The following is a 26,374-nucleotide window of genomic DNA, read 5'->3' as shown; positions in this document are numbered from 1 at the left end:
TCGCGCCGGGCAGAGGTGCCCCGGCCCCGGGCGCGGGCCTTTCCGATCAGGATGCAGCCGAGTGCGCGGAGCACCGCCCAGCCGCGGGCGCGGCGCAGGGTCGCGGTGTCCGGGACTGGCTGATGGGCGTCGTGGAAGCGGTCGGTGACGCCGTCCGGCAGGAGCAGAGAGTGCCGTCCGTGGTGAGAGCGCTGGCCGGATGCAGGTCGCCATGGGGCCACAGTGGCCGGGCCCGCCCAGTCGGGTGCGGCGGTGGCGTCTTCCCAGGTCGCGCGGACTGCGCCCGGGGCGGGGATCAGCCCCCGGCTCGGCGGCCGAGGCGAGCATCTTGGCGAATCCGTCGGCACGGCCCGCCGCGGTCACGGCCGGGCGCTCCGGTGGGAGCGGGTCGGTGAAGGGCCGTCAGGAAAGCGGCCAAGGTGTCGGCCGCCTCCGCGACGCGCGCGGAGGGGGCCTGGTTGGCGGGCTCGCCCGGCACCCAGGTGGTGACGAGCCAGGGCCGCGGAAACCGCTCCGAGAGCCTGCCGAGGCGCTGCGCGATGGGGACCGGCAGGGGAAGGTGCGGGGCGAGGGCGGGCAGCCAGGCGCATTTCTCGCACAGCAGCGCGTCCGCGGACTGCGTCGCCCAGGGCAATCGGACAGCGTGGTCGTCGCCGAGCCGCCACAACTGGTTGTCCCAGCCACACGCGCCGAGCTTCAAGGGGTGATCGGCCAGGTCAAGGCGCTGGTCGCGCAGCAGGTCCCGCACCAACTCCGCTGTGATCTCGATCTGGGTGTGGGGCATGCGGAGCCACGGCAGTCGGATGGTGATCCGCCGTTTGCGGCGCCGGCACTCCGTGTGCCTATGGCGGGGCGGGCCGGCCTAGGGCGCGCACCCCTGCAGGATGAACGCGATCACGTCGTCCAGCCCGTGCTCGTCCGCCTCCGGGGGCAGCATGCCGGTCACCGCGAGATCGGCGTAGCCGTGCAGGGTCGCGAACACCGGGAGGCCGACGCGCTCCATCGGGCCCTGCCGCACCTCGCCCTGGGCCTGGCCCTCGCCGATCAGCCGGACGACCAGGTCCGACCAGCGCTGGGTGGCCTCGAGCAGCGCATCGGAGGCCTCCGGATCGTGCTTGATCGAGTACATCAGGTCGAGCAGCTCGGCATTGGCCCGGGCGAACCCCACATACGCGCGGACCATCGCGTCGAGCCGCTTGGCGAACGCCTCTCCGACGCCGTTCTGTGAGGCCCCGAGGACGGCGGTGAGCCGCTCGAAGCCGGTGAGCGCGAGCGCGTCCAGCAGGGCCTGCTTGTCCTTGAAGTGGCGGCTCGGGGCGGCATGGCTGACGCCGAGGTCGCGGGCGAGTTCGCGCAGTGACAGCGCGGCCGGCCCCTTTTCGCGCAGCGTCTCCTCGGCGCGGGTCAGCAGGGCGGCGCGGAGGTCTCCGTGGTGGTAGCGGCGGGTGCGGGTGTGCATGGGCGTCAGTGTATCGGTCATGTTTGTGCCGCCTACATTGTTGGCGGCGTCACCATTGTTGTCATTGACAGCATTGTTGGCGCCGCCTACATTGGCGGGCATGACTACTGAACCCAGCAAGTGGAACGTCACCGACATCCCCGACCAGACCGGCCGCACCGCCGTCGTGACCGGCGCCAACAGCGGGCTCGGCATCGCCACCGTTCAGGCGCTGGCCGGTGCGGGCGCGCATGTGGTGCTCGCCGTGCGGGATCCCAAGCGCGGCGAGGCCGCCGCCGCGGGCGTGCGCGGGAGCGTGGAGGTGCGCCGCCTCGACCTCGCCGATCTCGCGTCCGTGCGGGAGTTCGCCGGGAGCTGGCGGGGCGACCTGGACCTGCTCGTCAACAACGCCGGTGTCATGAACGTCCCGGAGTCCGCCACGAAGGACGGCTTCGAGATGCAGTTCGGCACCAATCACCTGGGGCACTTCGCCCTGACGAACCTGCTGCTGCCGCACATCACCGACCGGGTGGTGACCGTGTCGTCCGGCGCGCACAAGATGCCGGGCACCCCGTACATCCACTTCGACAACCTCAACCTCGCCGGCGAGTACGCCCCCATGACGGCGTACAGCCAGTCCAAGCTGGCCAACCTGTTGTTCACCCTGGAACTGCAGCGGCGCCTCGCCGAGTCGGGCTCATCCGTACGGGCCCTGGCCGCCCACCCCGGCTACGCCGCCACGAATCTCCAGAGCCACGACGCGAGTGCGCTGCGGCGCGCCCTGATGTGGGCGAGCAACCGCGTCGTGGCCCAGGACAGCAAGGCGGGCGCGCTGCCGACCTTGTACGCCGCCGTGCAGGACCTGCCCGGCGCGAGCTATGTCGGCCCGGACGGCCTCGGCGAGATGCGCGGCGCCCCGACCCTGGTCGGCCGCTCACCGGCAGCCAGTGACCCGGCCGCCGCCCGCCGTCTGTGGACCGTCTCGGAGGAGCTGACGGGGGTCGCGTTCCCTCAGCCGGTCCCGGTCTCGGCCTGACCCGCCATCAGATCGTTCTCGACGGCGGGCGCCACCTGGTCGAACCAGGCCTGTGTCTCGGCCGATTCGAGTACACGCTCCAGTCGGAGCGTGGGCATCATGTGCTCGAAGACCCGGCCGACTCCCATGCCGAAAGTGCCGTTGGGCGGATGCAGGACGAGCACACGGGTGCCGTCGAGCGGCTCGATGTCGGCGGGGACGCCCTCGGGGTACACGTAGGCGCCATGGCCGTCGAAGAGGCGGAAGCGGCGTATCGCAGCGTCGCTCGCACCCAGGTTCGCATCGCCGTCGGTTGCCGCCTCGACCCACTTGCGCGCAGGGCGCTCGCCCGCGACCAACCCCTGCTCGGGATCGCCGATCAGCCGGTCCGTGAGGAGGGTGTGCAACTGGAAGTTGTCCCCGATTCCGCCCATGGTCAGGGCGTACCCCCTGCGGGTGCGGGGGTCCAGGACGAGCAGCGGCTCGTCGTCGAGGACGGCGGCCAACTGGCCGACCCAGGCGGCACGTTGTGAACGGTCGGCGACGGCGGCGGCGTGCGCGCGCAGTTGGGCCTTGACCGGGGCGGCGACCGCGGTCCGGAAGCGGCTGTCGGTGAGGAGCGTGATCAGCGGCAGGAGCCAGTCGTCCATGTCGAACCAGGACATGGCGATGCGGGTCATGACCCCTTCGTCCATCCCCTGTCCAGACCGGACCAGCCTGCCGAGGGTCTTCACCAGGCGGTCGGTGCTCGCGCTCTCCGGCTTGGGCAGCGGCCTCCACCGTGTCGCCCGGGCCCAGAACTCCGGCACCGCCGCGTTGAGCATCATGGCCTCCGAGGCGCGCTGCGGCAGGACGTCGACCAGGGCCTCGGGCGAGCCGCCCCACTCCACGCAGGCTCCGGCCAGCACGGCCGTCGCGGCGTAGTCGCCCTGCAGGCCGGGCAGCCACGGGGCGAGCGCCTCGATCACCGCGGTCGCGCTCTCGGCGCCGCCGGCACGCGCGGCCTCCGCCAGCCGGGCCAGCGCCGGCCGGTAACCGGAGCCGGCCTTCATCCGGGCGACGAGTTCGTCGACGAGCAGGGTGATCTCCGCGGGCACGGGCGAACGCTAGCAAGCACGCCGGATGCCCTCTGATCAGGGCCCGCTTCCGCGAGAGGGGCCCTGCTGTCCCGGCCGCCCTTCGCCGGGACGGCGATCCGCCGGGCGCCGCGGCGGAACCGGGGTCGAGGCGAAGTCGCGCGGGCCGGTCCACAGGGCGGGTACCGCATCGCAGCGGCGGCACAACTCGTAGGCGATCGCCTCGTAGTTGACCCGCCAGCCGTGGAAGTGCGGCCACGCCTCGGCGGTGGTGCGTTCGGCGCTGAAGCCCGCCGCCTCCAGCATCGCGACCGCCGCGTCGAACTCGACGTAGCCCAGCTGGACGGGGGTGTCGGGGGCGGGGTCGGGGTCGAAGGGGATGCGCAGGGCGCGGGCGATGTCGCGCAGGGCGGTGAAGCCGGCCCGCAGCACCAGGCGTGCCTCCGGCGGCGCGGTGCGCGGGGTGAGGGCGAGCTGCATGGCCGCCGCGTCCATGACGGCGACCAGGCCGACCAGCCAGTGGCGGTACGGGCGGGGCGAGCGGAACGCGATCAGGACGGGGTACGTGGAGTGGCTCTCCCCCATGTCGGAGGCCAGCCGCTCCCAGGCCCGGTACAGCTCGGGCAGCGCGGTCTCGGTGTCGACCAGCCACTGCCGGGCCAGGATCTCCGGGCCCCAGGCGGGTTCGCCGGCCCGTGACTGCAGCAGGGTCACCTCCAGTTCGCGGCGGTTGTAGGCGGCGTACAGCGTGGGCAGGTAGGCGATCTGCAGCGCGATGAGGACGGGTCCGGTGGCCGCCGCGACGAAGTCGAGCACGGACAGGCGCAGTCTGGCGCCGCCGGCGAAGCCGAGGGTGAGCAGGCTGGAGCCCGCCTCCCTGAAGGAGTCGCTCCAGTCCAGTTCGGACACGGCGTGCAGCAGCAGGCCGTAGCCGACCAGTGCTCCGCCGAGCCAGGTGGCGAGCATGCCGATCAGGATCAGCGGAGCGAGCCAGGTCTGTGCGCGGTCGATGGCCTCGTAACCGCCGCGGGGCGCGCCGAGCCGCAGCAGACGGCGCAGGAGCCACCACAGCCGGAACACCAGGATCGAGTAGAGGCCGCGGGGCACCACGAGGGTGCGCAGGACGCTGAAGAACATGACCGCCAGCAGCAGCCCGCCGGCCACGCCGGAGATCCATTCCATGCGGCCATTGTGGACCGCTTCGAGGAACGGCGATCAGGTACGGCGATCAGTGCTGGTCGCGGAGGCGGAAGACGGGATGGTCGGCGGGGTCGGGCAGCGCGGTCAGCACCGCGGAGACGGTGGGCATGCTGCCGTACTTCTCGCGGTAGGCCGCCAGCAGGGGCGGACGCTCGGCCTCGGGCACCTCCTCCGTGGTCAGGTCGTCGGTGCAGCCGCGGACGGTCAGCCGGCAGTCGGGCGTGGCGCGCAGGTTCAGTGCCCAGTCGCTCAGGCCGCGGTAGGAGACGAGGTAGCGCTCGCCCTCGTGCTCCAGGACAGCGACGGGCACCGTCTGCCAGCGCCCGCTGTGCCGGCCGCGCACCGAGAGCCGGGACACGACGGACCGTCCGAACAGGGGCGCCAGACGGTTCCCGACGTGGCGTTGCATCCAGGGCGGTTTGAGGTAGGTGCGGTCCTTCATCGGTGTCCACTCCCGATTGATCGTCTGATCGTCGGTTCCCCCGCCGCACCTTTGGATCCTGCACCGTGAACGCGCGGTTCACCAGGCCCTATTCGCCGCCGAAATCGGGCAGCGTGACCGACCCGTCGTCGGCCAGCGCAAACCCGGGGTTGTAGGCGATCTCCCAGGCGTGGCCGTCCGGGTCGACGAATGCGCTGGAGTAGAAGCCGATGGCGTTGGTGGCCGCCGGCTTGGTGATGGTGCCGCCGGCCCGGTCCACGGCCGCGAGCAGTGCGTCGACCTCCGCCTCGGACCGGACGTTGTGGGCGAGGGCGATCCCGCCGAAACCCCCGGCAGGTCCGGGCTCCAGGCCGCAGTCCCGGGCGAGTTTGTCGCGGCTCCACAGGACCAGCCCCAGACCGCCCGCCTGGAAGAAGACGGTCTCCTCGACCTCTTGGCCCCGCCAGCCCAGCGCCTCGTAGAAGCGCTTGGCGCGGGCGAGATCGCAGACTCCCAGCGTGATCAATGTGATGCGCTGTTCCATGCGATCACGTTACTGCGGCAGCACGGGTCTCACTCCTGACGCAGCAGATCCCGTACAGCGGCGAAGGCGGCCTCGGCCGTCGCCGGGTCGGCGCCCGGGCGGGCCAGGGCGCTCATGGGGATCGGCGTGACGGACGGCAGGCCCGCGTAGGGGGTCAGACCGTCGGGGGCGGGGCCGACCGCGGCGAGCAGGGCCACGCCCTCGCCGGTGCGGGCGATGTCGAGGACGCCGGCGAGGTAGCCAGCGTCGCCGACGACCGTGGCGGGCACGCCGTGTGCGGCGAGGGTCGCGATCGCGCGGCGGCGGATCGCGCACGGGTCCTCGATGGCGACCAGCGGCACCGGGTTGGGCGCGGTCGGGCGCTCCCAGCCGGGAACGGCGTGCCAGGTCAGCGGGAGGCCGCCGACGCGGGTGCCTTCGGTGGCGGCCGCCTCGGTGACGTACACCGCCACGTCGACGCTGCCGCGCTCCACGGCATCGACGAGGCGGGCGGAGCGGTCGATGCGGAAGCGGACCCGGCAGCCGGGGCGCACCTCCTGGACGGCCGCGGTCAGGCGGGGCAGGAACTGGTCGGCGGCGTGCTCGGTGGAGCCGACGGTGACGGTGTCGCCGTCCGCGTCGAGCAGGGTGCGTACGGCTTCGTCGTGCACGGCGAGGATGCGGCGGGCCTGCTCCAGCAGCAGCCGGCCCTCGGGCGTGAACCGGGTGCCGCGGCCCTCGCGTTCGACGACGGGCCGCCCCAGTGTCTTCTCCAGCCTGCGGACATGCTGGCTGACCGCCGACTGGCTGAGCGAGAGCGCCTGCGCGGCCCGGTGGAAGCCGCCGCAGTCGGCAATCGCGGTCAGGCTGCGCAGGGCCACGATGTCGAGGACAGGTTGGGGCATGCGGTGACAGTAACCGCTGCCGTCGATCGATCGCGATCCCTGATCGGTTTCGATGCGGATTCATCGTTGGACGCGGTCGCTCGCCGCCGGTCATGATGGGCGCATGCTGCACGCGACCGCTTCTGCTGCCCTTCTGACGCAGCGCCGAGTCATCGACTTCGGCGTGGCGTGCAGCGCGCGCTGTCGCTGACTTCCCTCTCGGTGCGCCGCCGCCGTACGAGCTGATCACGTCTTCGCTTCGCTGACACGTGACAGTCCCTCACGTGTGCCCTCTTTCCCTGCATGTCCCCTGCCCTGAAACGGGAGTTGCCCCCTCATGTCCTCATCCTTCTCCTGGGACGAACCCGAAGGTCTCGCCGCGCGCGGCACGCTGATCGTGCTCGCGGGACGGGGTGAGCACGGTGGTGTGTACGAGCGGTTCGGCCGTCGGCTCGCCTTCGACGCCTACCGGGTGCGTGCCCTCGGCGACGCGTCGGCCGATCCGTCCGTGCTCGACGACGCCGCCAAGCTGCTCGCCGACGAGTCGCTGCCCGGTCCGAAGGTGCTGGTCGGTTCGGACAGCGGGGCCCGTTACGCCGCTCGTCTCGCCGCCGAGCACACCGAGAGCGTCGACGCGCTGATCCTGGCCGGGCTGCCCACCACGCCCTGGACGTCCGGGAGTTGGGAGGAAGAGGCCGAGGCCCGTACGGCCTGCCCCACCCATCAGGGCCGCCTCACCCAGGATCCCGACTTCCGGCGCGGGGCACTGGAGGCGAGCCCGGACCTGCCCGAGCTGCGGCTCGACCGTGTGCGCGTCCCGGTCCTCGCCCTGCACGGCAAGGACGACGCGGTGAGCCCGGTCGAGCGGGCGCTGGCTGCGTATGCGGGGCACGCGGGCGTCAGGACGGTGACCTTCAACGGCGGCCGGCACGACGTCCTCAACGACGCGCTGCACCGCACCGCCGCCGCCACGGTCGTGCTGTTCCTGGAGCGGCTGCGGCTGTCGGCCGAGCTGCCCGCGATCGTGGAGGGCCTGGCATGAGCGTGACGACCACGGTGGCCGAGCTCCGCGAGCTGCTCGCCTCCGACGCCCCGCCCCTCGTGCTCGACGTCCGCTGGGCGCTGGGCGATCCGCACGGCCACGGCCACTACGCCGACGGGCACATTCCGGGTGCCGTGTATGTCGACCTGGACCGCGAGCTGGCCGCGCCGCCCAGTGCCGAGGGCGGGCGGCATCCGCTGCCCGCGCTTGCGGATCTGCAGGCAGCGGCGCGCAGGTGGGGCCTTCGTGAGGGGCAACGGATCGTCGTCCACGACGACTTGGGCAACACCGCAGCCGCGCGGGCCTGGTGGCTCCTGCGGTACGCGGGTGTCGCCCAGGTGACGCTGCTCGACGGGGCGCTGGGGGCTTGGCGGGCCGCCGGACTGCCGCTGGAATCCGGGATCCCGGTCGACCCGCCGCCCGGGGATGTCGTCCTGCGCTCGGGCGGTCTGCCGGTCACCGATGCCGACGGTGCGGCCGAACTCGCCGTAACCGGGCTGCTGTTGGACGCGCGGGCCGGCGAGCGGTACCGGGGCGAGGTGGAGCCGGTGGATGCACGGGCGGGGCACATCCCGGGGGCGGTGTCCGCGCCCACCGGGGAGAACCTCGCGGCCGACGGGGTCTTCCTGCCGCCGGACGTGCTGCGCAAGCGGTTCGAGGAGAAGGGCGCCGGGGCGGCCTCGCGCATCGGCGTCTACTGCGGCTCGGGCGTCACCGCCGCCCATCAGATCGCCGCGCTGGAGATCGCCGGTTTCGAGGCGGTGCTCTTTCCCGGCTCCTGGTCCGCCTGGTCCGCCGACCCCGCCCGCCCGGCCGCGACCGGGCCGTCGCCCTCCTGAAGGAACCCGCCATGACGACGAGACCGCTCGACGCGGGAGTGCTGTCGAAGCAGGACCTCCCCGAGGCACCTGAACGGCGCGCCCGCGTCACCTTCCGCGGCACCGCCAAAACCGGCCGCCGCTTCACCGTCCCCCGTTCCGTCCGCCGGGCCGCGGGCCCCGTGGGCCTCGTGCTCCTGTGGTTCCTGACCTCGGCCACCGGCGTCCTCCCCGAGTCCGTACTGGCCTCCCCCGTGGACGTCGTACAACAGGCCGTCGAACTCACCAAGAACGGTGAACTGCCCAGCGCCATCGCCGCATCGGGCCGACGCGCGGCCACCGGCTTTCTGATCGGCGCGACCGTCGCACTGAGCCTGTCCCTGCTGGCCGGGCTGTTCCGGCTCGGCGAGGACGTCATCGACTCCTCGATGGGCATGTTCCGGGCGATCCCCTGGGTGGGCCTGATCCCCCTGTTCATCGTCTGGTTCGGCATCGAGGAGACCCCGAAGATCGCGCTGGTCGCGCTCGGTGTGACCTACCCGCTGTACTTCAACATCTACGGCGGCATCCGCTCCACCGACGCCCAACTGGTCGAGGCCGCACGGATGATGGGCCTCGGCCGGCTCGGGCTGATCAAGTACGTGATCCTGCCGAGCGCGCTGCCCGGAGCCCTCGTGGGGCTCCGGTACGCACTGTCCACCGCCTGGCTGGCGCTCGTCTTCGCCGAGCAGATCAACGCGGACGCGGGGCTGGGCTATCTCATGAGCAACGCCCAGCAGTACTTCCGCACGGACGTCATCGTGCTGTGCCTGGTCGTGTACGCGCTGCTGGGTCTGGCCTGCGACTTCGCCGTACGGATCCTGTCGCGGCGACTGCTGACCTGGCGGGCCAACTTCGAGGGCGAGGCCTAGAAATGCCCAACAGCGTGGAAATACGGGGGCTTTCGCGGGCCTTCGACGGCCACACGGTTCTGCACGACCTCGATCTCGACATCCGTGAGGGCGAGTTCGTGGCCCTGCTCGGGCACAGCGGCTGCGGCAAGTCGACGCTGCTGAGGATCCTCGCCGGGCTCGACGACGGGATCGGCGGCGAGGTGACGGTGCCCGCGCGGCGCAGTGCCGCCTTCCAGTCGCCGCGGCTGCTGCCCTGGCTGAAGGTGTGGCGCAACGTCGTCCTCGGACTGCGCGGGCGGCCCGACAAGGCCCTCGCGCTGAAGGCGCTCGACGAGGTCGGCATCGCGGACCGCGCCACCGTCTGGCCCAAGACCCTCTCCGGCGGCCAGGCCCAGCGCGTCTCACTGGCCCGCGCCCTGGTGCGCGAGCCCGAACTGCTGCTCCTGGACGAGCCGTTCGGCGCCCTGGACGCGCTGACCCGCGGCAAGGTGCAGCAACTGGTCGCCGAGCTGTGGCGGCTGCACGGCTGCGCGATCCTCCTGGTCACCCATGACGTGGAGGAGGCGCTGCTGCTCGCCGACCGGGTGCTGGTCATGGACGAGGGCCGTATCGCCCACGAGTTGACCGTCGACCTGCCGCGCCCCCGCGACCTGACCGCCCCCGCGTTCGTGACCCTGCGCGCCCGCCTCCTGAACTGGCTCGGCGTGACCCACACCCTGGAAGGAACCCCCTCGTGATCCGCAGAATCCCCGCCGCCGCGCTGAGCCTTTCCGCCCTGCTGGCGCTGACCGCCTGCGGCGCGGACTCCTCGGCGGACGCCTCCTCCGAGCAGGCCACGCTCACCATCGGCGACCAGGCCAAGACCCTGCAGACCATCGTCGAGGCCTCGGGCGCGCTCAAGGGCGCCAAGTACCGGGTGAAGTGGGCCGAGTTCGAGGGCGCGGCCCCGCTCTACCAGGCCGTTCAAGCAGGCGCCGCCGACACCGGGTACTCCGCCGACCTGCCGGCGCTGCAGGCGCTCAGCGGCGGGGTGCAGGTCAAGAACGTCGCCGCCCTCAAGAACGACGGCACGCACGTCGGCATCGTCGTCCGCAACGACTCCGGCATCGACAGCGTCAAGGACCTCAAGGGCCAGAAGGTCGTGGTGTCCTCGGCCAAGGGCAGCATCTCGGAGTATCTGCTGGCCAACGTGCTCAAACAGAACGGCCTCAGCTACAAGGACGTGAAGGTCCAGTACCTGCTGCCGACCGACGCGCAGGCCGCCTTCGCCTCCGGGAAGGTCAAGATCTGGGCGACCTTCGGTGTCTACCAGGCGGTCGGCCTGGAGCAGGGCGGCAAGCTGCTCGTCGACGGCGGAGACGGCCGCGTCAGCGGCTACGGCTTCGTCAACGCCTCCGACAAGGCCCTTGCGGACCCCGCCAAGAAGGCCGCGCTCGCCGACTTCCTTCGGCGTCTCGGATCGGCCCTGCAGTGGACCAGCACTCACCGGGACGCCTATGCGAAGGCCATCGAGGAGCGCAACGGCGCCGACGCCACGGTGGCGAAGACGCTGGCCTCGGCCGCGTACAGCAAGGTCCTGCCGCTCACCTCCGACGTGAACAAGACCGTGCAGGGCGTGGCCGACCTCATGAACGGCATCGGGGTTCTGGACCCGAACGTCGACGTGGCGAAGTCGGCCGACACATCTCTCCTCAAGTAGCCACTGGAGTCATTCATGCCTGTCGAGTTCATCAGCGCCGTCCACACCGACGCCGGGGCCTCCGGCCCGGCCGCCGCGAGCCGGACCGGCTTCGACATCGCCCACCTGCGCAAGTACGCTCGTGCCCTGGACGACGGCGGCTTCGACCACACCCTGGTCGCCTACCACTCGGCCTCGCCGGACGCCTTCCAGGTCGCCCAGTTCGTCGCCACCCACACCGAGCGGGTCCGCCCGATCCTCGCCCACCGGCCCGGCGTGATCTTCCCGACCCATGCCGCCCGCGCCCTCGCGACCCTCGACCAGATCAGCAACGGCCGGCTCACGCTGCACATCATCTCCGGCGGCAGCGACGAGGAGCAGCACCGCGAGGGCGACTACCTGGGCAAGGCCCAGCGGTACGAGCGTTCGGACGAGTACATCCAGATCCTCAGGAAGGTGTGGCAGGCCGACGGGCCCGTCTCGCACGAGGGCAGGTACTTCAAGTTCGAGGGCTACTACTCGGACGTGAAGCCGGTGAACGGGCTCGTGCCGATCTCCGTCGGCGGCTCCTCCCAGGACGCCTACCGGGTCGGCGGGCAGCAGGGCGACATCTTCGGCCTGTGGGGCGAGCCGCTCAAGGAGACGGCCGAGCAGATCGCCGCCGTCAACGCGGTCGCGGATGCCGCCGGGCGCCCCCGTCCCCGTATCTGGGTGTCGTTCCGCCCGATCATCGCCCCCACCGACGAACTGGCCTGGGAGAAGGCCCACCGCACGCTCGGGGTGCTCAAGAACCAGGCGAACAACACCGAGTTGCTGCGCCACTACCGCACCACCGGCCGCCCGGCCAACGTCGGATCCCAGCGGCTGCTCGACATCGCCGAGCGCGGCGAGGTCCACGACCGCTGCCTGTGGACCGCCCCGGCGGTCGCCACCAATGCCGCAGGCGCCTCGACCGCGCTGGTCGGCTCACCGGAGACGGTCGCGAAGGCGCTGCTCGACTACGTCGACATCGGCTGCGACCTGCTTTCGATCCGCGGCTACGACCCGCTCAACGACGCCATCGACTACGCCCGTCACGTCCTGCCGCTGGTCCGGCAGGAGCTCGCCCACCGCGCCGCTACGACTCAGGCCGCCTGACCGCTCCCATGGAGATTCCGTGTTCCGTCGCACCATCCGCGCGTCCGCCGCCCTTGCCCTCCTGCTGCTGCCCTTCGCGGCGGCCTGCGGGAACGAGGCCCAGGCCGAGTCCTCGTCCGATCCGTCCTCCGTCACCCTGAAGGTCGGCGCCACCGGCTGGAAGGTCGAGGAGGCGGTGCTGAAGTTCGCCCACCTCGACAACACCCCGTACAAGATCAGATGGAGTGTGTTCCAGGGCGGTGACCAGCAGCTCCAGGCCATCCGCGCCGGGGCGCTCGACGTCGCCTCCTCCAGCGAGATCCCTCCGGTCTTCGCGGCGGCCGACGGGAAACCGAACTTCAAGGTCGTCGCCGTCCAGCGCGGCTCGACACTGAACCAGGAGGTCGTCGTCCCCAAGGGCTCGAAGGTGACCGGCATCGCGGGCCTGAAGGGCAAGAAGGTCGGCTACGTCCAGAACACCACCGCCCACTACTTCCTCTACGAGCTGCTGAAGCAGGCCGGCCTCAAGTGGTCGGAGGTCGAGGCCAAGCCGCTGCTGCCCAACGACGGCCTCGCCGCCCTCAACGGCGGCAGCATCGACGCCTTCGCCTCCTACGGCACCTCGATCATCACCGCCCACCAGCACGGCGCCCGCACGGTCGGCTCGGGCGCGGACATCCTGTCGGGCAACTTCCTCTGGTCGGCCCGGGACAGCGTGCTGAAGAGCCCTGCGCAGAAGGCGGCGGTGGCCGATCTGGTCGCACGGATCAGCAAGGCGTACGCATACGTTCGTGACGGCCACGAGGCCGCCTTCGCCAAGGTGATCGCCGAGAACACGCACCAGCCCCTCGCCCAGGCGCAGAAGGACCTGATCGCTCAGCAGAAGCAGCGGCCCACACAGGCGCGCACGGTCGGCGACGACACGATCGCCTCCCAGCAGAAGGTCGCCGACGCCTTCACCGAACTCGGCGCACTCAAGGACCACTTGGACGTGAAGTCGTTCTGGACCACGGGCCTCAATGCCGACCTGAAGAAGGCGCTGTGACCGACCCGACCGTGATCGAGCGCATCGCCGAACTGGCTCCCGGATACGACCGGTCGGGCACCTTCCCCGCCGAGTCCCTCCACATCGCGCACGAGGCCGGACTGCTGACCGCCACCATCGGGCAGCAGTACGGCGGTTCGGGCGCCGGCGTCGAGCAGAGCGCCCGCATCCTGCATGCGCTGGGCCAGGGCGATCCCTCGGTCGCGCTGATCGCGGCGATGACGCTCGCCACCCACGCCCGGCAGGCCGCGCAGCCGCACTGGCCCGAAGAGCTGTACGCGCGCGTGGTCAAGGAATCGCTGGAGCGTCCCGTTCTCGTCAACCACGCGCGCGTGGAGCCCGACCTGGGCTCCCCCGCGCGGGGCGGACTGCCCGCCACGCGGGCCCGGCGGACGGCCGACGGCTGGGCGATCAGCGGGACGAAGCGGTTCGTGACCGGCGCGGACGGGCTGGACTGGTTTCTGGTGTGGGCGACCACCGACGAGACCGAGCCGCGTGTGGGCACGTTCCTGGTGCCCGGCGGCTCGCCCGGCATCGAAGTCACCGGCCGCTGGGACCAGTTGGGGCTGCGCGCCAGCGGCAGTCACGACGTGACGTTCCGGGAGGTGGAGGTCCCCTACGAGCACGTCATCGGGATCGGCCCGCACGGACCGGCGGCCGAGCAGGACAATCGGGCCGGCGCGGCCCTCCATCTCCCGCTCGCCGCCCTCTACTTGGGCGTCGCCCGCGCCGCGCAGTCCTTCTTCCACACCTTCGCGCACGCGCGCGTGCCCGCCAACCTCGGTCATCCGGTGGCCCGTACGGAACGCTTCCGGCGGACCGCCGGGGAGATCGAACTGCTGCTGGCCGCGGCCGAGCAGCTGGTGTTCGACGGGGCAGCGAAGCTCGACGCGGGCGACGCCTCGTACGCGCCCGAACACGCCCTCGGCGCACGGGTGCTGGCCGACCGGCACGGCGTGCGAGCGGTCGAGCTGGCCGTGCGGCTGCTCGGCAATCCGGGCCTGGCCCGCGGCAACCCCCTGGAGCGGCACTTCCGCGACATCCAGTGCGCGCCCGTGCATGCGCCCCAGGAGGACATCTCCCTGCTCGCGATCGGAACGAAGGCCTTGAACCCGTGACGGCAGCACCGGAAACGACCGTGTCCGCGCAGTTCCTGGGCCTGCTGGCCCGCGATCTGCCGCCCGACCGGCTGACCACCGACCCGGCCGCGCTCGCCGCGCACGCCACCGACCGCTCCGGCGCCCGCCCGGGCGGCGAACCCCTCGCTCTTGTGCACGCCCAACGCACGGAGGACGTGACCGTCACGCTCCGGCACGCACACGCGCTGGGCGTCCCGGTGGTGCCGCGCGGGGCGGGCACCGGACTGTCGGGCGGAGCCACGGCCGGCGAGGGCACGCTCGTGCTGGACCTGTCCCGGATGAACCGCATCCTCGAACTGTCGGCGGACGACCAGCTCGCCGTCGTCGAACCGGGCGTGATCACCGCCGAGTTGGACCGGGCGGCCGCCGCACACGGCCTGCGCCACGCACCCGATCCGGCGAGCGCTGCGCTGTCCACGATCGGCGGGAACATCGCGACCAACGCGGGCGGACTGCGCTGCGCGAAGTACGGCGTGACCCGCGACAGCGTGCTCGGTTTGGAGGCCGTCCTCGCCGACGGCACGGTGATCACGACCGGCCGCCGTACCGTCAAGGGCGTCACCGGCTACGACCTGACCGCACTGCTCACCGGCTCCGAGGGCACCCTCGCCGTGATCACCTCGGCGACGCTGCGGCTGCGACCGCTCCCCGTGGCGACGGCGACGCTCGCCGCCTGGTTCGACTCGTTCGAGGCGGCGGCCGAGGCCTCGTACGCCATCGCCCGTGCCGGAGTCGTGCCCGCGCTGGCCGAGCTGGTCGACGGACCGGTGCTGCAGGCGATCGACCCGGCGCTGCGGAAGCGGGGCGCCGCGCTGCTGGTCGTGCAGTGCGACGGCGCGGGCGCGGCGGCCGAGGCGGCGGCGGTCGCGCAGGTGCTGAAGCCCTTGGCCTCGGCGGTGGAGACCACGCAGGACCCGGCGGAAGCGGAGAGGCTGCTGGCCGCCCGCCGACTCGCCCTGCCCGCGCTGGAACAGCTGGGCCGCCCGCTCATCGAGGACATCGCGGTCCCCCGGTCCCGGCTGGCGGAGGCGGTCAGGGAGATCCGGGCCGTCTCCGCCCGTCACGGCGTACCCGTCTTCACCATCGCGCACGCGGCGGACGGCAACCTGCATCCGATCATCGTGGTCGATCCCACCCTGGACCGACTGCCCGAAGCAGCCTGGGAGACCGCAGGCGAGATCTTCGCACTGGCGCTACGCCTCGGCGGGACCCTCACCGGCGAGCACGGCGTGGGGGTGCTGAAGCGTCAGTGGGTCGCCGACGAACTCGGGCCCGCCGCCCACGCGCTACAGCGGCGGCTGAAGGACGTGTTCGACCCGCGGGGGGATCCTGAACCCGGGCAAGGGTCTCTGAGTCTTGATCGGCGGGGCCGGGGTTCGAGTGGCCGGCGGCGCACCATCGGAGTCCACGGCCAGACCAGTGCCCTGGCGCGTCGGTCACTCCGCTAGTGCAGCAGCTCAGCCATGTCGAAGTCGCAGTAATGGTCCAGCAGGATGCGGCGGCCGCTCTCGAACTGGACCTCGCACAGCGCGAGAAACGGCCCGTAGGCCTCGGTGACGATGCCGACTCGTCCGTCCGTTCCACGCCGGCCTTCGAAGACCTTGTTCCCCCAGTACTTCCCGAAGAAGAATGATGCAGACCGCACCTTCTCGGTGGCGCCCGTGTCGGGGGTTACCCGGAGCACAACAGAGTAGTGCCCTGGAGTCTTGGCCGGGTTGAGGATATGTGTCAGAAAGTGCCCGTGCTGGCCCTTTTTGCGCGCCGATCGGTAATCACGCAGAAGTAGCGGGTCCACCGATGGCATTGGTTCGGTGAGGTGAGTGACCGCAATCGGGGCCCTGCCGAGCGTCGTGCCGAGGCCCTGCTGCACCTTCACACTGATCGGCTGATCTGTCGACGGCTCGTCCGGCGAGGTCTGGGGCGGTCCGGCATCGGCTACACCCTCCTCGACCGGCGGGGGGACGTAGGCCAGGCCGTCGGTGTCCACGCGACCCAGCTCCGCGCCGCCGGCCTTAACCGTGTTGAACCGGACACCGAGGATCGCAATCAGGGCTGCGAGCGCCCCGAGGGCTGAAAGGGCGACAGCGAGTGTGGTGAGGTCGTTGTCGACAGTGACGATGCATCCCGCTGCGGCGTTCGGACACTGTTGCAGCGCCACCCGGTGCTCGGGCGGCATGACGGCGAGGGCCAAGGCGATGACCAGAACGACCGCTGCCGCTGTACCGGCAATGGTCCGCTCGGTCGTGCTGAGACGGCCCCTTTCGGGATGACTTTTGGAATGAACGGACTGATCGGACATGCCGTCGCCCTTCGCAATCGACCTCGGCGGGCAGCCACCAACCGCTGTCGTCGCCCATGATGGCAGTGCCAGGTTCGGTCCGCACGGTCTAGGACAAGCCGGTGACCAGGGCGACTCAATGGGATGCCCGCACGGTCACGTCCGCCGAGGTGGTGTATCGACGGCCACTCGGTGATCTCGTTTTGAGGCTATGCGGTGAGTTCGGTCCTGATCTCCTTGTTCAGGCGTTCACCAAAGCGGCCTTCAAGATCTTGTTGGCCCGCTTTAGAGGCCTCTAAGCCTTGATTGGTGCGGCCGACCTGGCGGCCTGCTCGATCTTCGCGCAGTAGGCTGCGCGGGCTTCCTCGTCGATCTGCTGCTCGTGTTCGGCGCGCAACCCGGTCCGGCCGTCGAGGCCCTCGCGCAGGATGTCGGCGTGCCCGGTATGCCGGATGGACTCGCCCAGGACATGGACCATGATGGCGAACAGGTTCGTGTTGAGATAAGGCTCCGGCCACCACGGCACGTGGCCGGGGGCGTCGAGGGGAAGCTCGTTGATCGTCGCGTCCGAGTGTTCCCATGTGCGCCGGTAGAACGCGATGATCTGATCGCGGGTCTCGTCCTCGGTCGCCCACAGGTCGTTGCCGTCGTAGTCCTGCCATCGGGGCAGCGGTTCCGGGGAAGGGCGGTCGAAGACCTCGCCGAAGTATCTGGCCTCGACAGTGGCCACGTGTTTGACCAGGCCGAGGAGGTTGGTCCCGGTCGCTGTCAAAGGTCGGCGGGCGTCGTATTCGGACAAGCCGTCGAGTTTCCAGAGCAGCGCCTTGCGGTCCCGCCGCAGCCTGCCGTGCAGGTTGTCTTTCGCGAATTCATCGATCATGCGGCGTGAGCCTGCCATGGGCTGCTCGTGGTCTCAAGATCCCGTTCGTGGTCCGCAACGACTGGCAGAGCCGAGGGCTGGCCATGGCCGCCGCCGTGACCTGCTACAAGAAGCTCGCGAAACTTGTCATGTGAGACAACCTCTTAACTCCGCTATTTCCTCCGGGAGTTGTTTCGGCACTGCTCGTATGTCCCGTACGCCAAGATGATAGATATGGCTTCAGGGGCGCTGCGAAACAGGGCGCGGCTCACACTGCGTGACTGCCCGGGGGCGGTTTGCCGCGAGTCGTGCAGGCCAGGAACGGGCGCCCGCGGGTCGGTTATGGTCGCTGGGTGGGTCGGACACGACGGAGGGGCTCGCGTTGGATCGCCTGGCAGGAGCGGAACCGGTTCTTGCGGGGCTCGACCGCCGCCACGTATGTGGCCTCGGCGTGGTCGAGTTCGGCGATGAAGTGTGGGCTTTCGCCGGGGCCGTAGAGGCAGTCGGCGACCAGTGCCCGCAACGCCCGATGCTGCGCGCGGCGGACAAGAAGGTCACTTCCGTAGGTCGACCGGACGCGGTGAACGTGTGACCGGCCGACCGGGGCCCGCGGTGCTGTCCCCGTCGCTGCGCCCGTGGCTCGGGCTGATCGCGGTCCTCGCCGCGCTGGTGGTCGTCGTGCTCGGGGTCATGTACGCCGGCCACAGCGAGCCCGGCAGGGTGGACAGGTGGCTCGTCTCGCCGACGGCGGACAGTGTGCGGCCTCCGTGGCGGGGTGTCGCTCTGTTCTGGGACTTCTTGGGGAATCCCGCCGGATCGGTGATGTTGGTCGTGGCCGTCGTGGGCGGCTGCCTGCTGCTTCGGAGCCCTCGCGCGGCGGTGCTCGTCATCGTCGGCGTCGTGGTGACCGTGGGGACGGCGACGCTGCTCAAACACCTGGTGGGACGCACCATCCACGGCCCCGGCAACCTGTCCTATCCGAGCGGGCACACCGCCTTCCTCACCGCGCTCGCCCTCATGGTGGCGCTGCTCGCGACCGGCCGGTTCGGCCTCGGCAGGACCGCCGGAACGTCACTCGTGCTCGGCGCGGCGCTGGTTGCCGGCGCCGCCATGGGCTGGGCGCAGGTCGCCCTGGGCGCGCACTATCCGACCGACGTCCTCGGCGGCTGGTGCACCGCGCTGGCGGTGATACCGGCGACCGCGTGGCTGGTCGACCGGACAGCCGACCGGCTGGTCGATCGGATGGCCGATGCCGGTCGGCTGGAGCGTCGCTGACGTCACGTCACGCCAAGCGGCGGAATACGGGCTTCACCGGCCGTCCGCCCATCCAGGGGGTGGGGTCGGCGGCGTCCAGTGCCTTCCGGTACACCGCACATGCCTGGGCCACCACGTCGACGGTGTGGTCGATGTCGGCGTCGTCGAGCGCGCTGCTCACCACGAACGACGGGGCCAGCACCCCGCCCGCGAGGAGTCGGCGCAGGAACAGGGTGCGGTACTCCTGCGACGGCTGCCCGTTCTCGTCGAGGGTGGCGAAGACCAGGTTGCTGGCCCGGCCCTTGACGACGATGTGGTCGCCGACGTCCATGCTCGCCGCGGCGTCGCGAACACCGGCGGCCAGCCTCTCGCCGAGGGCGTGCAGCCGCGCCGTGATGCCCTCCTCGACGTAGGTGGTCTGCACGGCCATCGCGGCTGCCAGGCAGTGCGTTTCCGCACCGTGGGTGGTGGACAGCAGGAACACCCGGTCGCCGGAGTGACGCAGCCCGCCCCGCTCCATCAGCTCGCGGCGCCCGGCCAGCGCGGAGACGGCGAACCCGTTGCCCAGCGCCTTGCCGAAGGTGGAGAGGTCGGGGACGACGCCGTACAGGCCCTGGGCGCCCGCTTCGGACCAGCGCAGGCCGGTGATCATCTCGTCGAAGATCAGTACGCAGCCGTGCCGGTCGGCCAGCTCGCGCAGGCCGGCGAGGTACCCGGGCGGTGGCTCGGTGTGGGTGGCGGGTTCGAGGATCAGGCAGGCGACCTCGTCCTGGTACCGGCTGAGCAACGCCTCCGTGGCGGCCAGGTCCCCGTAAGGGAACGCCACGGTGAGCTCGTTGGTCGCCTCCGGAATGCCGGCGGACATCGGTGTGGTGCCGATGAACCAGTCGTCGACGGAGAAGAACGGATGGTCGCCGCAGATCGCCACCCGCGGGCGCCCGGTGACGGCGCGGGCGAGCCGCACCGCGGCGGTGGTGACGTCGGAGCCGTTCTTCGCGAACTTCACCATCTCGGCGGTCGGCACCGTGGCCAGGAAGCGTTCCGCGGCCTCGAGCTCCACGATGGACGGCCGGACGAAGTTGCTGCCGCGGTCGATTTCTCGCCGTACCGCCTCGTTCACGCGTGGGTGGGCGTGGCCGAGGCTGACCGATCGCAGGCCGGACCCGTACTCGATGTAGCGGTTGCCGTCGACGTCCCACACGTGGGCACCGCGGCCGTGGCTGATGACCGGGGCCAGGTTCTCGGGGTACTGGTCGTCGCCCTTGGCGTAGGTGTGCGCGCCCCCGGGGATCATGGCGTGCAGCCGCTCGTTCGCTGTCCGCGACCGGGGCAGGAGGAACTCCTCGGTTTCTACGGTCTCTTCGGTGTCCACGCTGGCTTCAGCTCTCTTTCTGCTTCAGGACCTCGGCGAGGCTCGGCGCCTCCCGGTCCCGCTGGGACATCGATGTGGCCGGCAGCGGCCAGGGAATGGCGAGCTCCGGGTCGTCGAAGCGAATCGTCACGTCCTCGGCAGGATCGTGCGGGCGGTCGATCCGGTACGAGGTGTCGGCGGTTTCGGTCAGCGCCTGGAAGCCGTGCGCACACCCCGCCGGGATGTACAGGGTCACCTGTGTCTCGCCGGACAGCTCGAAGGAGGCCACGTTGCGGTAGGTCGGCGAGTCGGGCCGCAGGTCCACGACGACGTCGAAGATCTTTCCGTACGAGCACCGCACCAGCTTGGCCTCGCCTGCGCCGGAGCGCAGGTGCAGGCCGCGCAGCACGCCCCGGACCGAGCGGGACACGCTGTCCTGGACGAAGGCGTTCGGGTCGAGGCCCACCGAGCGGACCACGTCGGCGTCGAAGGTGCGGCAGAAGAAGCCGCGTTCGTCGGCGTACGGCGTCGGCTCGAACAGGTACGCGCCGGCGATCTCCGGGACTTCGGTCGCTTTCATGGAGCCTTCCGCGAGGTGGGGGCGTGGTCGGCCGCTGGGAACACGGCCGTGGTCAAGGAGTTGAACTGGTGGTCGAGTCGGCGGGCGGCGGCCTGGTTCCGCTCGGTGAGGGTCTGCCGCAGCTCGGCCGAATGCTTCTCCAGCGCCCGGAACTGCTCGAGCAGCCGGTCGGCGTCGACCTCGCGCGCCGGGTGGCAGTACGCGCCGAGGCCCATCTCCGTCATGAGCGCGTCGCTCTTGGCCGCGTAGCAGAGAGCGAGCACCGGCGTACCGGTCTTCAGCGCGCAGATCAGGTTGTGGTAGCGGACCGCCACCACGGTGTCGGCAGCCGCCATCTCCTTCATCAGGTCGGCCAGTGAGGCCGGTTCGGCAGCGGTGACCAGCGGTGAGTCCACCGCGTCGAGGATCGCAGCGACCACCGACGCATCGCACTGGTCGCCGGTGAGCAGCCGGACCGGCCTGCCCTCCTCGACCAGCGTGCGGACGAACCGGATCGTCCCGTCGAGGTAGCGCCGGTATATCTCCTCGGCCCGGGCGCGGTCGTCGTTGCCGCCGTGGAAGTCCATGACTCCGACGCAGACCAGGCCCGGCGTGCCCGAAGGGGCACTGGCCTGCGGCGTCGGCAGAGAGAACGCGAGGTCCGGGTAGACCTCGTCGCGTGCGACGTTCACGCCCATCGCCCGCATCGCGTCACGGGACTGGGCGTCCCGGTACGAGCGGTACGCGGCCAGCCGCGCCGACCAGCGCACCAGGGCCCGGGTGGGCCGGTTGCGGATCTCGGCGGCGCCGACGCTGACCAGCGCGACCCGGGTGCCCAGCAGCCGGCCGCTCGCGCAGAGCAGGAACAGCGAGTACGGGAAGCCCCACGGCCGCAGCGGCAGTGTGGCCTCCAGGACGCCCATGCCCGGCACGATCACCACGTCGTGCCGGCGCACCCAGGCGGCGGTGCGGAAGACGTCGACGAGTTTGCCCAGCCCCTTCGAGGCGATCGCGCCCACACGTGAGGCGGTCCGGTACTCCGCGCGGTTCCAGTGCAGCCGCGTGGCGGGGATCCCGAACCGGGTCGTCACGGCCTCGGGTCCGCCGCACAGCGCGTCCACGACCGCATCCGGGTGCTCGGCCCGGAGGTAGCCGAGGACGGCCTCGAGCGACCCGTCGTTGCCGAGGTTGCCGGAGCCGAGCAGGCCGAACACCCCGACGTGCGCCGGAGTTTCGTCCGCGGACGTCATGCCTGCCTCCCCTCACGGCCGGCGACGAGGGCGTCGACGGAGACCGTGAGCAGGGCCGGGTCGACCGGGGCGCGGTCCTCGACCCGCTCGCCGGCGCCCGGCCGGACCCGGCTGGTCATCCAGGAGGCCAGGTGGCGGTAGCACGCGCGCCGGTCGGCCGGGGACAACGGCGCCCGCCGGATCGCCGAGGCGAAGCCCCAGATGTACTCGGCGAGCAGCCGGGGCGTCGGGTGCAGCAGGCCTGCCCGGCGCGGGTCCAGGTTGACGCACCGGGCGCGCTTGGACGGGTTCGCCCGCTCGGCACGGGTGGGGTGGTCGCGGCGGAAGTACAGCAGCTCCGGCACCTGGTGGAAGCGCCCGTGCAGGGTGATCTCGGCGACGAAGGTGCGGTCCGCGTGGTGGTAGCTGTCCATCGGTTTCACCCGGCGCAGCGCGTCGGCCCGGATCACCCCGTAGAAGTCGTCGCCACCCGGCTCGAACAGCAGACTGCGGAAGCGCTCCGGCGCCTGCGGGGAGTCGGTGGCGAGCGTGTACTCGTAGGGGACCGTCACCTGGCCGTCGCCGTCGATGACCGCCTGGTCGGCGTGCGCGAGGATCACGTCCGGCCGCTCGTCCAGCGCCTCCACACAGCGCCGCAGCAGATCACGGCCGTAAAGGTCGTCGTGCGAGGCCCACTTGAACAGCTCGCCGCGGGACTCGGCGAAGACATGGTTGTGGTTCGGCGTGGCGCCGATGTTCCGGGGCAGCCGGAGGTAGCGGATGCGTGAGTCCTGCGCGGCGTACTTGCGGCAGATCTCCTGGGTCCCGTCGGTCGAGGCGTTGTCGGAGATGACCAGCTCGAAGTCCTCGTAGGTCTGGCCGAGCAGGGCGTCGAGCGACTCGGCCAGGTACTCCTCGCCGTTGTACACGGGCAGGCCGATGCTCAGCCTGGGTTGGGCGGTCATGAGGTCCTCACTTCGGAAATGGAGTTCTGGCGGTGCTCGCGCAGGGCGGACCGCAGCTGCAGCCACCACACGGCCGAGCCGCTGACGGTTGCCGCGGCGACGCCCCAGGCCGAGCCGACCGTGCCGGCCATGACCGCCCCGCCGAGCCCGCCGCTGACATAGCAGGCGGAGGCGAACAGCTGGCAGCGCAGGCTGCGTCGGGCCGCGCCGAGCGCGCGCAGTCCGGCCGCCGCGCCGGTGCCGAGGCCCGCGCCCGCCACGCCGAGGGTGATCGGCGCGATGAGCGCTGCGGAGGAGTGCCAGACGTCGCCGAGGACGAGTTCGCCGAGCCGGTCCGGCATCAGCAGCAGCGCCGCGCCCCACAGCAGCGCGGCACCGGCCTGCCCGCCACCGAGGAGGAGGCAGAACCTGCCGAGGCGGTGCGGGGCCTGCCGCAGCACGCGTGCCGCTTCCGGGACCGTGACCAGCGAGAGACCCATGAGTACGGCGAGGAAGGGACCCATCAGGAGCTCGGCGCCCCGCACCGCACCCACCGCGCTGACCCCGACGATCGCGCCGAGCCCGTACGCCCGCAGCTGGCTGGCGCCGCTGAGGCTGACGTTCTCGACCAGGTACCGGTAGCCGAGATCGCGCTGCTCGCGAAGCCAGCCGCGCGCCTCGGTCATCCGGGGCCGGATGCCGGACTGGAGGTAGCCGTACCCCGCGGCCACCGTGGCGGACGCGCCCCAGGCGAGCACGAAAGCGGCCACGCTGCCCACTCGGGCCGCCACCACCATGGCCGGGACGAGCGCGACACCCCACACGACGTCGTTGACGAACGCCTTCCGCCCGGCGCCGGCGGCGAAGAACGAGAACCGCCAGGCGTCCTGCAGCAGCAGCCCCGGCAGCATGACACCGAGGCAGGCGAACGCGGGCCCCACGCGGCCGCCGAGGCCGAGCCCGGCCACCAGACACGCCGCGCCGAGGGCCCCGCCGACACCGAGGGCGGTACCCGTCGACCGGGCCACCGCCCCCCGCCAGGACGCCTCCGGCACGCCGCTGAAGCGCACCACGAGCGGGTCGGTGGCAAGGCCGCGGGAGACGTTGAGCACCACGCCGTAGGTGACCCAGGCCAGGCTGAACACGCCGAACGCGGTCACCCCCAGCGAGCGGGCCACGTAGATGCCCACCACGAAGTTGCTGATGCTGGAGGCCGCCTGGTCGGCCAGCCCCCAGGACAACCGGCCGACGAGGGCCCTCCTGGCGGTCGCCGCCTTCGGCCTCGTCTTCTCCCCCTCGATGGTCATCGGCGTCATGCCTTGATCAGCCCGGCGCCGTGCAGGGCGTCGGCCGCGACGGCAACGGTGTCGAACGGCAGCCCGGACCGCTCGGCGACATCCAGCAGACTGTGCTCGCCGTCGGACAGGTTGAGCACCCACAGCATGGCCATCTGGGCCTGCTTGGTGTCGCTGCGGCCGCCGAGCGCGTCGTACAACCCGCGCCGGCCCAGCTGTGGTTCGCCGTACGGGCTGAGGTTGAGGTACCTGCGGTTGCGGTCGAGCACGGCGAACGCCTCACGGCAGACGGCAAGGGTGTCCGCCATCGCCTCCGGGGTCACGAAGTCCGGATTGTCCGCCGAGGTGTGGTACTCGGGGTACCCGGCGTACGGGGTCCGGCTGAGCGAGCCCACGCCGAGGTTGAACCCGGGCGAGCAGTACTGCCGCTCGTCGTACCCGTACGGAGTGAACTCGTCGACGCGGTGCGGGCGTTCGGATGCGGCCAGCACATGCCGCATCACCCGGTCGATCTCCGCGTCGCCGCGCCTGCTCTGCTTGTACGTCAACTGGCCCCGGTCCCCGGCGCAGGCCAGCACGAGCCCGTGCTTGACCCGTTCCACCCGCTCCGCGTTGCGGGCCAGCCAGGTGATCGCCCCGATGGTGCCGGGCGCGTAGATGAACCGGTAGGTGTAGTACGGCGTTTCCTGTGCCAGCGTCCGGGCCAGGTACGTCGCCACCGCGATGCCGGCCAGGTTGTCGTTGGCCAGCGACGGGTGGCAGACGTGGCAGGAGACGATCACCTCGTCGGGGACCTGACCGGGGACCACGTGCTCGGCGTAGGTGAGGTGGCCATCGGCGAGGGTGGAGTCGATGCGTACCTCGTACTCGCCGTCCGGCAGCGCGTCCAGGGTCTCCTGGGCCAGGCAGAACCCCCATTCCGGCTTGTAGTAACTCGTGCGGTACGGCACCCAGGACGGGTGGTCCGGCAGGGTGTGCAGGTGTTCGCGCAGCTCGGACAGCGGCATGGTCGCCGACACCGGCACGCTGTAGCCGAGCACGTGCAGACTGGACGCGGCGAAGTCGACGACCCGGTTGCCGGCGGTGTCGGCGATGTAGGCGTCGCGGATGTTCCACTCCTGCGGCACCGTCCAGTCGAGCACCTGCGTCCCGGTCGGCACCTCGTGCACCTGCAGCGGGACGTACTCGCCGACGATGTCCAGAGTGGCGCGCACACCGTCGCCGGTGATGCTCCGGCAGAGCGGGTACATCCGCTCCACCAGGGCGTGCATCTCTTCGCCGACAGCGGTCATCGGCGCCACCGCAGGGTGTCGTCGACAGCGCCGGCGTCGGAGGCCGCGCGCAGCACGGCGAGGCGGGTGAAGCGCTGCTCGAAGTCCTCCCGGGTCAGGTCGAACTTCCGGTAGGCGTCGGCGAGTTCGAGCGCGCCCTGCTTCACCGACCACTCGCAGTCGAAGCCGGGGATCGCGGCGCGGAACCGGGAGAAGTCCACGCGGTACGAGCGCGGGTCGGCGCCGTTCTCCCCGGTGATCCTCACCTTCGCGCCGGACACCGCCTCGGCGACCTGCTCGGCGATCTCGGCGACCGTGACGTTGTTGGTCTCGCTGCCGATGTTGAACGCCCGGTCGTGCACCGCCTCGCGCGGCGCGGTCAGCGCGGCCGTGAAGGCCCGTGCGATGTCGGCGGCGTGCACCAGCGGGCGCCAGGGGGTGCCGTCTGAGAGCACCAGCACCTCACCGGACAGGAGGGCGTGGCCCACCAGGTTGTTCAGCACGATGTCGGCGCGCAGCCGGGGCGAGTAGCCGAAGGCGGTGGCGTTGCGCATGAACACCGGGGTGAAGTCGTCGTCGGCCAGCGCGTGCAGGTCGTCCTCCACGCGCACCTTGGACTCGGCGTACGGGGTCACCGGGCGCAGCGGCGCGTCCTCGGTCACCAGGTCGTCGCCGCCGGCGGCGCCGTAGACCGAGCAGGTGGACGCGTACAGGAAGCGCCGCACTCCGGCGTCGCGGGCCAGCCGTGCCAGCCGTACGGACGCGTGGTGGTTGATGTCGTAGGTGAGTTCCGGCGCCAGCGATCCCAGCGGGTCGTTGGAGAGCGCGGCCAGGTGGATCACGGCGTCCACCCCGGCCACGTGTTCGGCCGTGACGTCGCGCAGGTCCACCCGGTGCCCGGACGGGTCCGCGGGCTGCTCGCCCAGCACGCAGTCGGCGAACAGGCCTGCGTCGAGGCCGACGACCTCGTGCCCGGCGGCCTTGAGGACCGGGGCCATCACGGTGCCCAGGTAGCCCTGGTGTCCGGTCAGTAGTACGCGCATAGT

The 26,374-nt window shown here is 71.3% G+C and carries 27 protein-coding genes and 2 pseudogenes; 13 read left to right on the top strand and 16 right to left on the bottom strand.

Translation table 11 applies throughout. The annotated features are described in order from the left end of the window. Positions 1–20: 20 nt before the first annotated feature. A pseudogene (locus ACFY10_RS25470) lies at positions 21–784 on the bottom strand (phosphotransferase); the annotation flags it as partial. 78 nt (positions 785–862) lie between these two features. Then, a complete protein-coding gene (locus ACFY10_RS25465; protein WP_390667504.1) occupies positions 863–1,459 on the bottom strand; it encodes a TetR/AcrR family transcriptional regulator in 597 nt (198 codons plus the stop codon). Positions 1,460–1,559: 100 nt separating this feature from the next. On the opposite strand from ACFY10_RS25465, the gene ACFY10_RS25460 reads away from it, so the two are divergent. Then, the gene (locus ACFY10_RS25460; protein WP_390667503.1) at positions 1,560–2,474 is read left to right on the top strand and encodes an oxidoreductase; all 915 of its coding nucleotides are present in this window, start codon (positions 1,560–1,562) and stop codon (positions 2,472–2,474) included. On the opposite strand, the gene ACFY10_RS25455 is transcribed toward ACFY10_RS25460, so the two are convergent. The 5 genes from ACFY10_RS25455 to ACFY10_RS25435 all read right to left on the bottom strand — a co-directional run bounded on the left by ACFY10_RS25455 (position 2,450) and on the right by ACFY10_RS25435 (position 6,578). Beyond that, the gene (locus ACFY10_RS25455; RefSeq protein WP_390667502.1) at positions 2,450–3,550 is read right to left on the bottom strand and encodes a hypothetical protein; all 1,101 of its coding nucleotides are present in this window, start codon (positions 3,548–3,550) and stop codon (positions 2,450–2,452) included. The two genes, ACFY10_RS25460 and ACFY10_RS25455, sit on opposite strands and share 25 nt — an antisense overlap. A 36-nt stretch (positions 3,551–3,586) precedes the next feature. Further along, complete coding sequence (locus ACFY10_RS25450; RefSeq protein WP_390667501.1) at positions 3,587–4,711, bottom strand: hypothetical protein; 1,125 nt, start codon at positions 4,709–4,711, stop codon at positions 3,587–3,589. 46 nt (positions 4,712–4,757) lie between these two features. Continuing rightward, a complete protein-coding gene (locus ACFY10_RS25445) occupies positions 4,758–5,171 on the bottom strand; it encodes a nitroreductase family deazaflavin-dependent oxidoreductase (protein WP_390667500.1) in 414 nt (137 codons plus the stop codon). Between the two features lie 88 nt (positions 5,172–5,259). Then, entirely contained in the window at positions 5,260–5,694 is a 435-nt protein-coding gene (locus ACFY10_RS25440; protein ID WP_390667499.1) for a VOC family protein, read from the bottom strand. 29 nt (positions 5,695–5,723) lie between these two features. Beyond that, positions 5,724–6,578 (bottom strand): LysR family transcriptional regulator, encoded by an 855-nt coding sequence (locus ACFY10_RS25435; protein WP_390667498.1) that lies wholly within the window; start codon positions 6,576–6,578, stop codon positions 5,724–5,726. 316 nt (positions 6,579–6,894) lie between these two features. Here ACFY10_RS25435 and ACFY10_RS25430 point away from each other — a divergent pair, with 316 nt between their 5' ends. The 9 genes and pseudogenes from ACFY10_RS25430 (at position 6,895) to ACFY10_RS25390 (ending at position 15,641) form a co-directional block, all read left to right on the top strand. Further along, the gene (locus ACFY10_RS25430; RefSeq protein WP_390667497.1) at positions 6,895–7,599 is read left to right on the top strand and encodes an alpha/beta hydrolase; all 705 of its coding nucleotides are present in this window, start codon (positions 6,895–6,897) and stop codon (positions 7,597–7,599) included. Next, complete coding sequence (locus ACFY10_RS25425) at positions 7,596–8,438, top strand: sulfurtransferase (RefSeq protein WP_390667495.1); 843 nt, start codon at positions 7,596–7,598, stop codon at positions 8,436–8,438. The genes ACFY10_RS25430 and ACFY10_RS25425 overlap by 4 nt, the downstream gene beginning before the upstream one ends. 11 nt (positions 8,439–8,449) lie before the next feature. Then, positions 8,450–9,328 (top strand): ABC transporter permease, encoded by an 879-nt coding sequence (locus tag ACFY10_RS25420; RefSeq protein WP_390667494.1) that lies wholly within the window; start codon positions 8,450–8,452, stop codon positions 9,326–9,328. Positions 9,329–9,330: 2 nt separating this feature from the next. Further along, positions 9,331–10,047 (top strand): ABC transporter ATP-binding protein, encoded by a 717-nt coding sequence (locus tag ACFY10_RS25415; RefSeq protein WP_390667493.1) that lies wholly within the window; start codon positions 9,331–9,333, stop codon positions 10,045–10,047. Further along, positions 10,044–11,009, top strand: coding sequence for an ABC transporter substrate-binding protein (locus ACFY10_RS25410; protein WP_390667492.1), 966 nt, complete (start codon positions 10,044–10,046; stop codon positions 11,007–11,009). Before ACFY10_RS25415 ends, ACFY10_RS25410 begins: the two co-directional genes overlap by 4 nt. Positions 11,010–11,024: 15 nt before the next feature. After that, entirely contained in the window at positions 11,025–12,125 is a 1,101-nt protein-coding gene (locus tag ACFY10_RS25405; RefSeq protein WP_390667491.1) for an LLM class flavin-dependent oxidoreductase, read from the top strand. A 19-nt stretch (positions 12,126–12,144) separates the two neighbouring features. Continuing rightward, on the top strand, positions 12,145–13,149 hold the full coding sequence (locus ACFY10_RS25400; RefSeq protein WP_390667490.1) for an ABC transporter substrate-binding protein: 1,005 nt from the start codon (positions 12,145–12,147) through the stop codon (positions 13,147–13,149). Continuing rightward, positions 13,146–14,267, top strand: a complete 1,122-nt coding sequence (locus ACFY10_RS25395) for an acyl-CoA dehydrogenase family protein (RefSeq protein ID WP_390667489.1) — start codon at positions 13,146–13,148, stop codon at positions 14,265–14,267. The genes ACFY10_RS25400 and ACFY10_RS25395 overlap by 4 nt, the downstream gene beginning before the upstream one ends. Continuing rightward, positions 14,264–15,641 (top strand): annotated as a pseudogene (locus tag ACFY10_RS25390) (FAD-binding oxidoreductase). Before ACFY10_RS25395 ends, ACFY10_RS25390 begins: the two are co-directional and overlap by 4 nt. A 91-nt stretch (positions 15,642–15,732) precedes the next feature. On the opposite strand, the gene ACFY10_RS25385 reads toward ACFY10_RS25390, so the two are convergent. Then, on the bottom strand, positions 15,733–16,587 hold the full coding sequence (locus tag ACFY10_RS25385) for a pYEATS domain-containing protein (protein ID WP_390667488.1): 855 nt from the start codon (positions 16,585–16,587) through the stop codon (positions 15,733–15,735). A 274-nt stretch (positions 16,588–16,861) separates the two neighbouring features. Continuing rightward, a complete protein-coding gene (locus ACFY10_RS25380; RefSeq protein ID WP_390667533.1) occupies positions 16,862–17,446 on the bottom strand; it encodes a DinB family protein in 585 nt (194 codons plus the stop codon). A gap of 5 nt (positions 17,447–17,451) precedes the next feature. Here ACFY10_RS25380 and ACFY10_RS25375 point away from each other — a divergent pair, with 5 nt between their 5' ends. From ACFY10_RS25375 to ACFY10_RS25365, 3 genes are all read left to right on the top strand, one after another. Continuing rightward, on the top strand, positions 17,452–17,580 hold the full coding sequence (locus ACFY10_RS25375; protein ID WP_390667487.1) for a hypothetical protein: 129 nt from the start codon (positions 17,452–17,454) through the stop codon (positions 17,578–17,580). A 227-nt stretch (positions 17,581–17,807) separates the two neighbouring features. After that, on the top strand, positions 17,808–18,017 hold the full coding sequence (locus ACFY10_RS25370; protein ID WP_390667486.1) for a hypothetical protein: 210 nt from the start codon (positions 17,808–17,810) through the stop codon (positions 18,015–18,017). After that, the gene (locus tag ACFY10_RS25365) at positions 18,014–18,700 is read left to right on the top strand and encodes a phosphatase PAP2 family protein (protein ID WP_390667485.1); all 687 of its coding nucleotides are present in this window, start codon (positions 18,014–18,016) and stop codon (positions 18,698–18,700) included. The genes ACFY10_RS25370 and ACFY10_RS25365 overlap by 4 nt, the downstream gene beginning before the upstream one ends. Positions 18,701–18,707: 7 nt before the next feature. Here the strand turns inward: ACFY10_RS25365 and ACFY10_RS25360 are convergent, their stop codons facing one another. Genes ACFY10_RS25360 through ACFY10_RS25330 form a run of 7 tightly spaced genes read right to left on the bottom strand, consistent with a single transcriptional unit; the run spans position 18,708 to position 26,371 of the window. Continuing rightward, positions 18,708–20,051 carry a glutamate-1-semialdehyde 2,1-aminomutase gene (locus ACFY10_RS25360; RefSeq protein WP_390667484.1) on the bottom strand — a complete coding sequence of 448 codons (1,344 nt, stop codon included), beginning with the start codon at positions 20,049–20,051 and terminating at the stop codon, positions 18,708–18,710. A gap of 7 nt (positions 20,052–20,058) precedes the next feature. After that, a complete protein-coding gene (gene rfbC, locus ACFY10_RS25355) occupies positions 20,059–20,610 on the bottom strand; it encodes a dTDP-4-dehydrorhamnose 3,5-epimerase (RefSeq protein WP_390667483.1) in 552 nt (183 codons plus the stop codon). Continuing rightward, positions 20,607–21,839, bottom strand: coding sequence for a polysaccharide pyruvyl transferase family protein (locus ACFY10_RS25350; RefSeq protein WP_390667482.1), 1,233 nt, complete (start codon positions 21,837–21,839; stop codon positions 20,607–20,609). Before ACFY10_RS25350 ends, rfbC begins: the two co-directional genes overlap by 4 nt. Next, entirely contained in the window at positions 21,836–22,783 is a 948-nt protein-coding gene (locus tag ACFY10_RS25345; RefSeq protein WP_390667481.1) for a glycosyltransferase family 2 protein, read from the bottom strand. Before ACFY10_RS25345 ends, ACFY10_RS25350 begins: the two co-directional genes overlap by 4 nt. After that, on the bottom strand, positions 22,780–24,078 hold the full coding sequence (locus ACFY10_RS25340; protein WP_390667480.1) for a hypothetical protein: 1,299 nt from the start codon (positions 24,076–24,078) through the stop codon (positions 22,780–22,782). Before ACFY10_RS25340 ends, ACFY10_RS25345 begins: the two co-directional genes overlap by 4 nt. After that, the gene (locus tag ACFY10_RS25335) at positions 24,075–25,349 is read right to left on the bottom strand and encodes a DUF4910 domain-containing protein (RefSeq protein ID WP_390667479.1); all 1,275 of its coding nucleotides are present in this window, start codon (positions 25,347–25,349) and stop codon (positions 24,075–24,077) included. Before ACFY10_RS25335 ends, ACFY10_RS25340 begins: the two co-directional genes overlap by 4 nt. Continuing rightward, positions 25,346–26,371: an NAD-dependent epimerase/dehydratase family protein gene (locus ACFY10_RS25330; protein WP_390667478.1), complete on the bottom strand. Its 1,026-nt coding sequence runs from the start codon at positions 26,369–26,371 to the stop codon at positions 25,346–25,348. The genes ACFY10_RS25335 and ACFY10_RS25330 overlap by 4 nt, the downstream gene beginning before the upstream one ends. Positions 26,372–26,374 lie beyond the last annotated feature (3 nt).

Source organism: Streptomyces sp. NPDC001401, from assembly GCF_042895385.1.
Lineage (GTDB): Bacteria > Actinomycetota > Actinomycetes > Streptomycetales > Streptomycetaceae > Streptomyces.
The sequence above is the reverse complement of the archived record's forward strand: the minus strand, read 5'-3'. Positions and strand labels throughout refer to the sequence as shown.

Bases quoted from the DNA above. Each gene is read 5' to 3' on its own strand.
- ACFY10_RS25440 (WP_390667499.1), bottom strand. From the start codon at position 5,694: ATGGAACAGCGCATCACATTGATCACGCTGGGAGTCTGCGATCTCGCC.
- ACFY10_RS25350 (WP_390667482.1), bottom strand. From the start codon at position 21,839: ATGACGTCCGCGGACGAAACTCCGGCGCACGTCGGGGTGTTCGGCCTG.
- ACFY10_RS25460 (WP_390667503.1), top strand. From the start codon at position 1,560: ATGACTACTGAACCCAGCAAGTGGAACGTCACCGACATCCCCGACCAG.
- ACFY10_RS25330 (WP_390667478.1), bottom strand. From the start codon at position 26,371: ATGCGCGTACTACTGACCGGACACCAGGGCTACCTGGGCACCGTGATG.
- ACFY10_RS25445 (WP_390667500.1), bottom strand. From the start codon at position 5,171: ATGAAGGACCGCACCTACCTCAAACCGCCCTGGATGCAACGCCACGTC.
- ACFY10_RS25385 (WP_390667488.1), bottom strand. From the start codon at position 16,587: ATGTCCGATCAGTCCGTTCATTCCAAAAGTCATCCCGAAAGGGGCCGT.
- ACFY10_RS25335 (WP_390667479.1), bottom strand. From the start codon at position 25,349: ATGACCGCTGTCGGCGAAGAGATGCACGCCCTGGTGGAGCGGATGTAC.
- ACFY10_RS25380 (WP_390667533.1), bottom strand. From the start codon at position 17,446: ATGATCGATGAATTCGCGAAAGACAACCTGCACGGCAGGCTGCGGCGG.
- ACFY10_RS25405 (WP_390667491.1), top strand. From the start codon at position 11,025: ATGCCTGTCGAGTTCATCAGCGCCGTCCACACCGACGCCGGGGCCTCC.
- ACFY10_RS25450 (WP_390667501.1), bottom strand. From the start codon at position 4,711: ATGGAATGGATCTCCGGCGTGGCCGGCGGGCTGCTGCTGGCGGTCATG.
- ACFY10_RS25435 (WP_390667498.1), bottom strand. From the start codon at position 6,578: ATGCCCCAACCTGTCCTCGACATCGTGGCCCTGCGCAGCCTGACCGCG.
- rfbC (WP_390667483.1), bottom strand. From the start codon at position 20,610: ATGAAAGCGACCGAAGTCCCGGAGATCGCCGGCGCGTACCTGTTCGAG.
- ACFY10_RS25430 (WP_390667497.1), top strand. From the start codon at position 6,895: ATGTCCTCATCCTTCTCCTGGGACGAACCCGAAGGTCTCGCCGCGCGC.
- ACFY10_RS25345 (WP_390667481.1), bottom strand. From the start codon at position 22,783: ATGACCGCCCAACCCAGGCTGAGCATCGGCCTGCCCGTGTACAACGGC.
- ACFY10_RS25415 (WP_390667493.1), top strand. From the start codon at position 9,331: ATGCCCAACAGCGTGGAAATACGGGGGCTTTCGCGGGCCTTCGACGGC.
- ACFY10_RS25340 (WP_390667480.1), bottom strand. From the start codon at position 24,078: ATGACGCCGATGACCATCGAGGGGGAGAAGACGAGGCCGAAGGCGGCG.
- ACFY10_RS25465 (WP_390667504.1), bottom strand. From the start codon at position 1,459: ATGCACACCCGCACCCGCCGCTACCACCACGGAGACCTCCGCGCCGCC.
- ACFY10_RS25425 (WP_390667495.1), top strand. From the start codon at position 7,596: ATGAGCGTGACGACCACGGTGGCCGAGCTCCGCGAGCTGCTCGCCTCC.
- ACFY10_RS25420 (WP_390667494.1), top strand. From the start codon at position 8,450: ATGACGACGAGACCGCTCGACGCGGGAGTGCTGTCGAAGCAGGACCTC.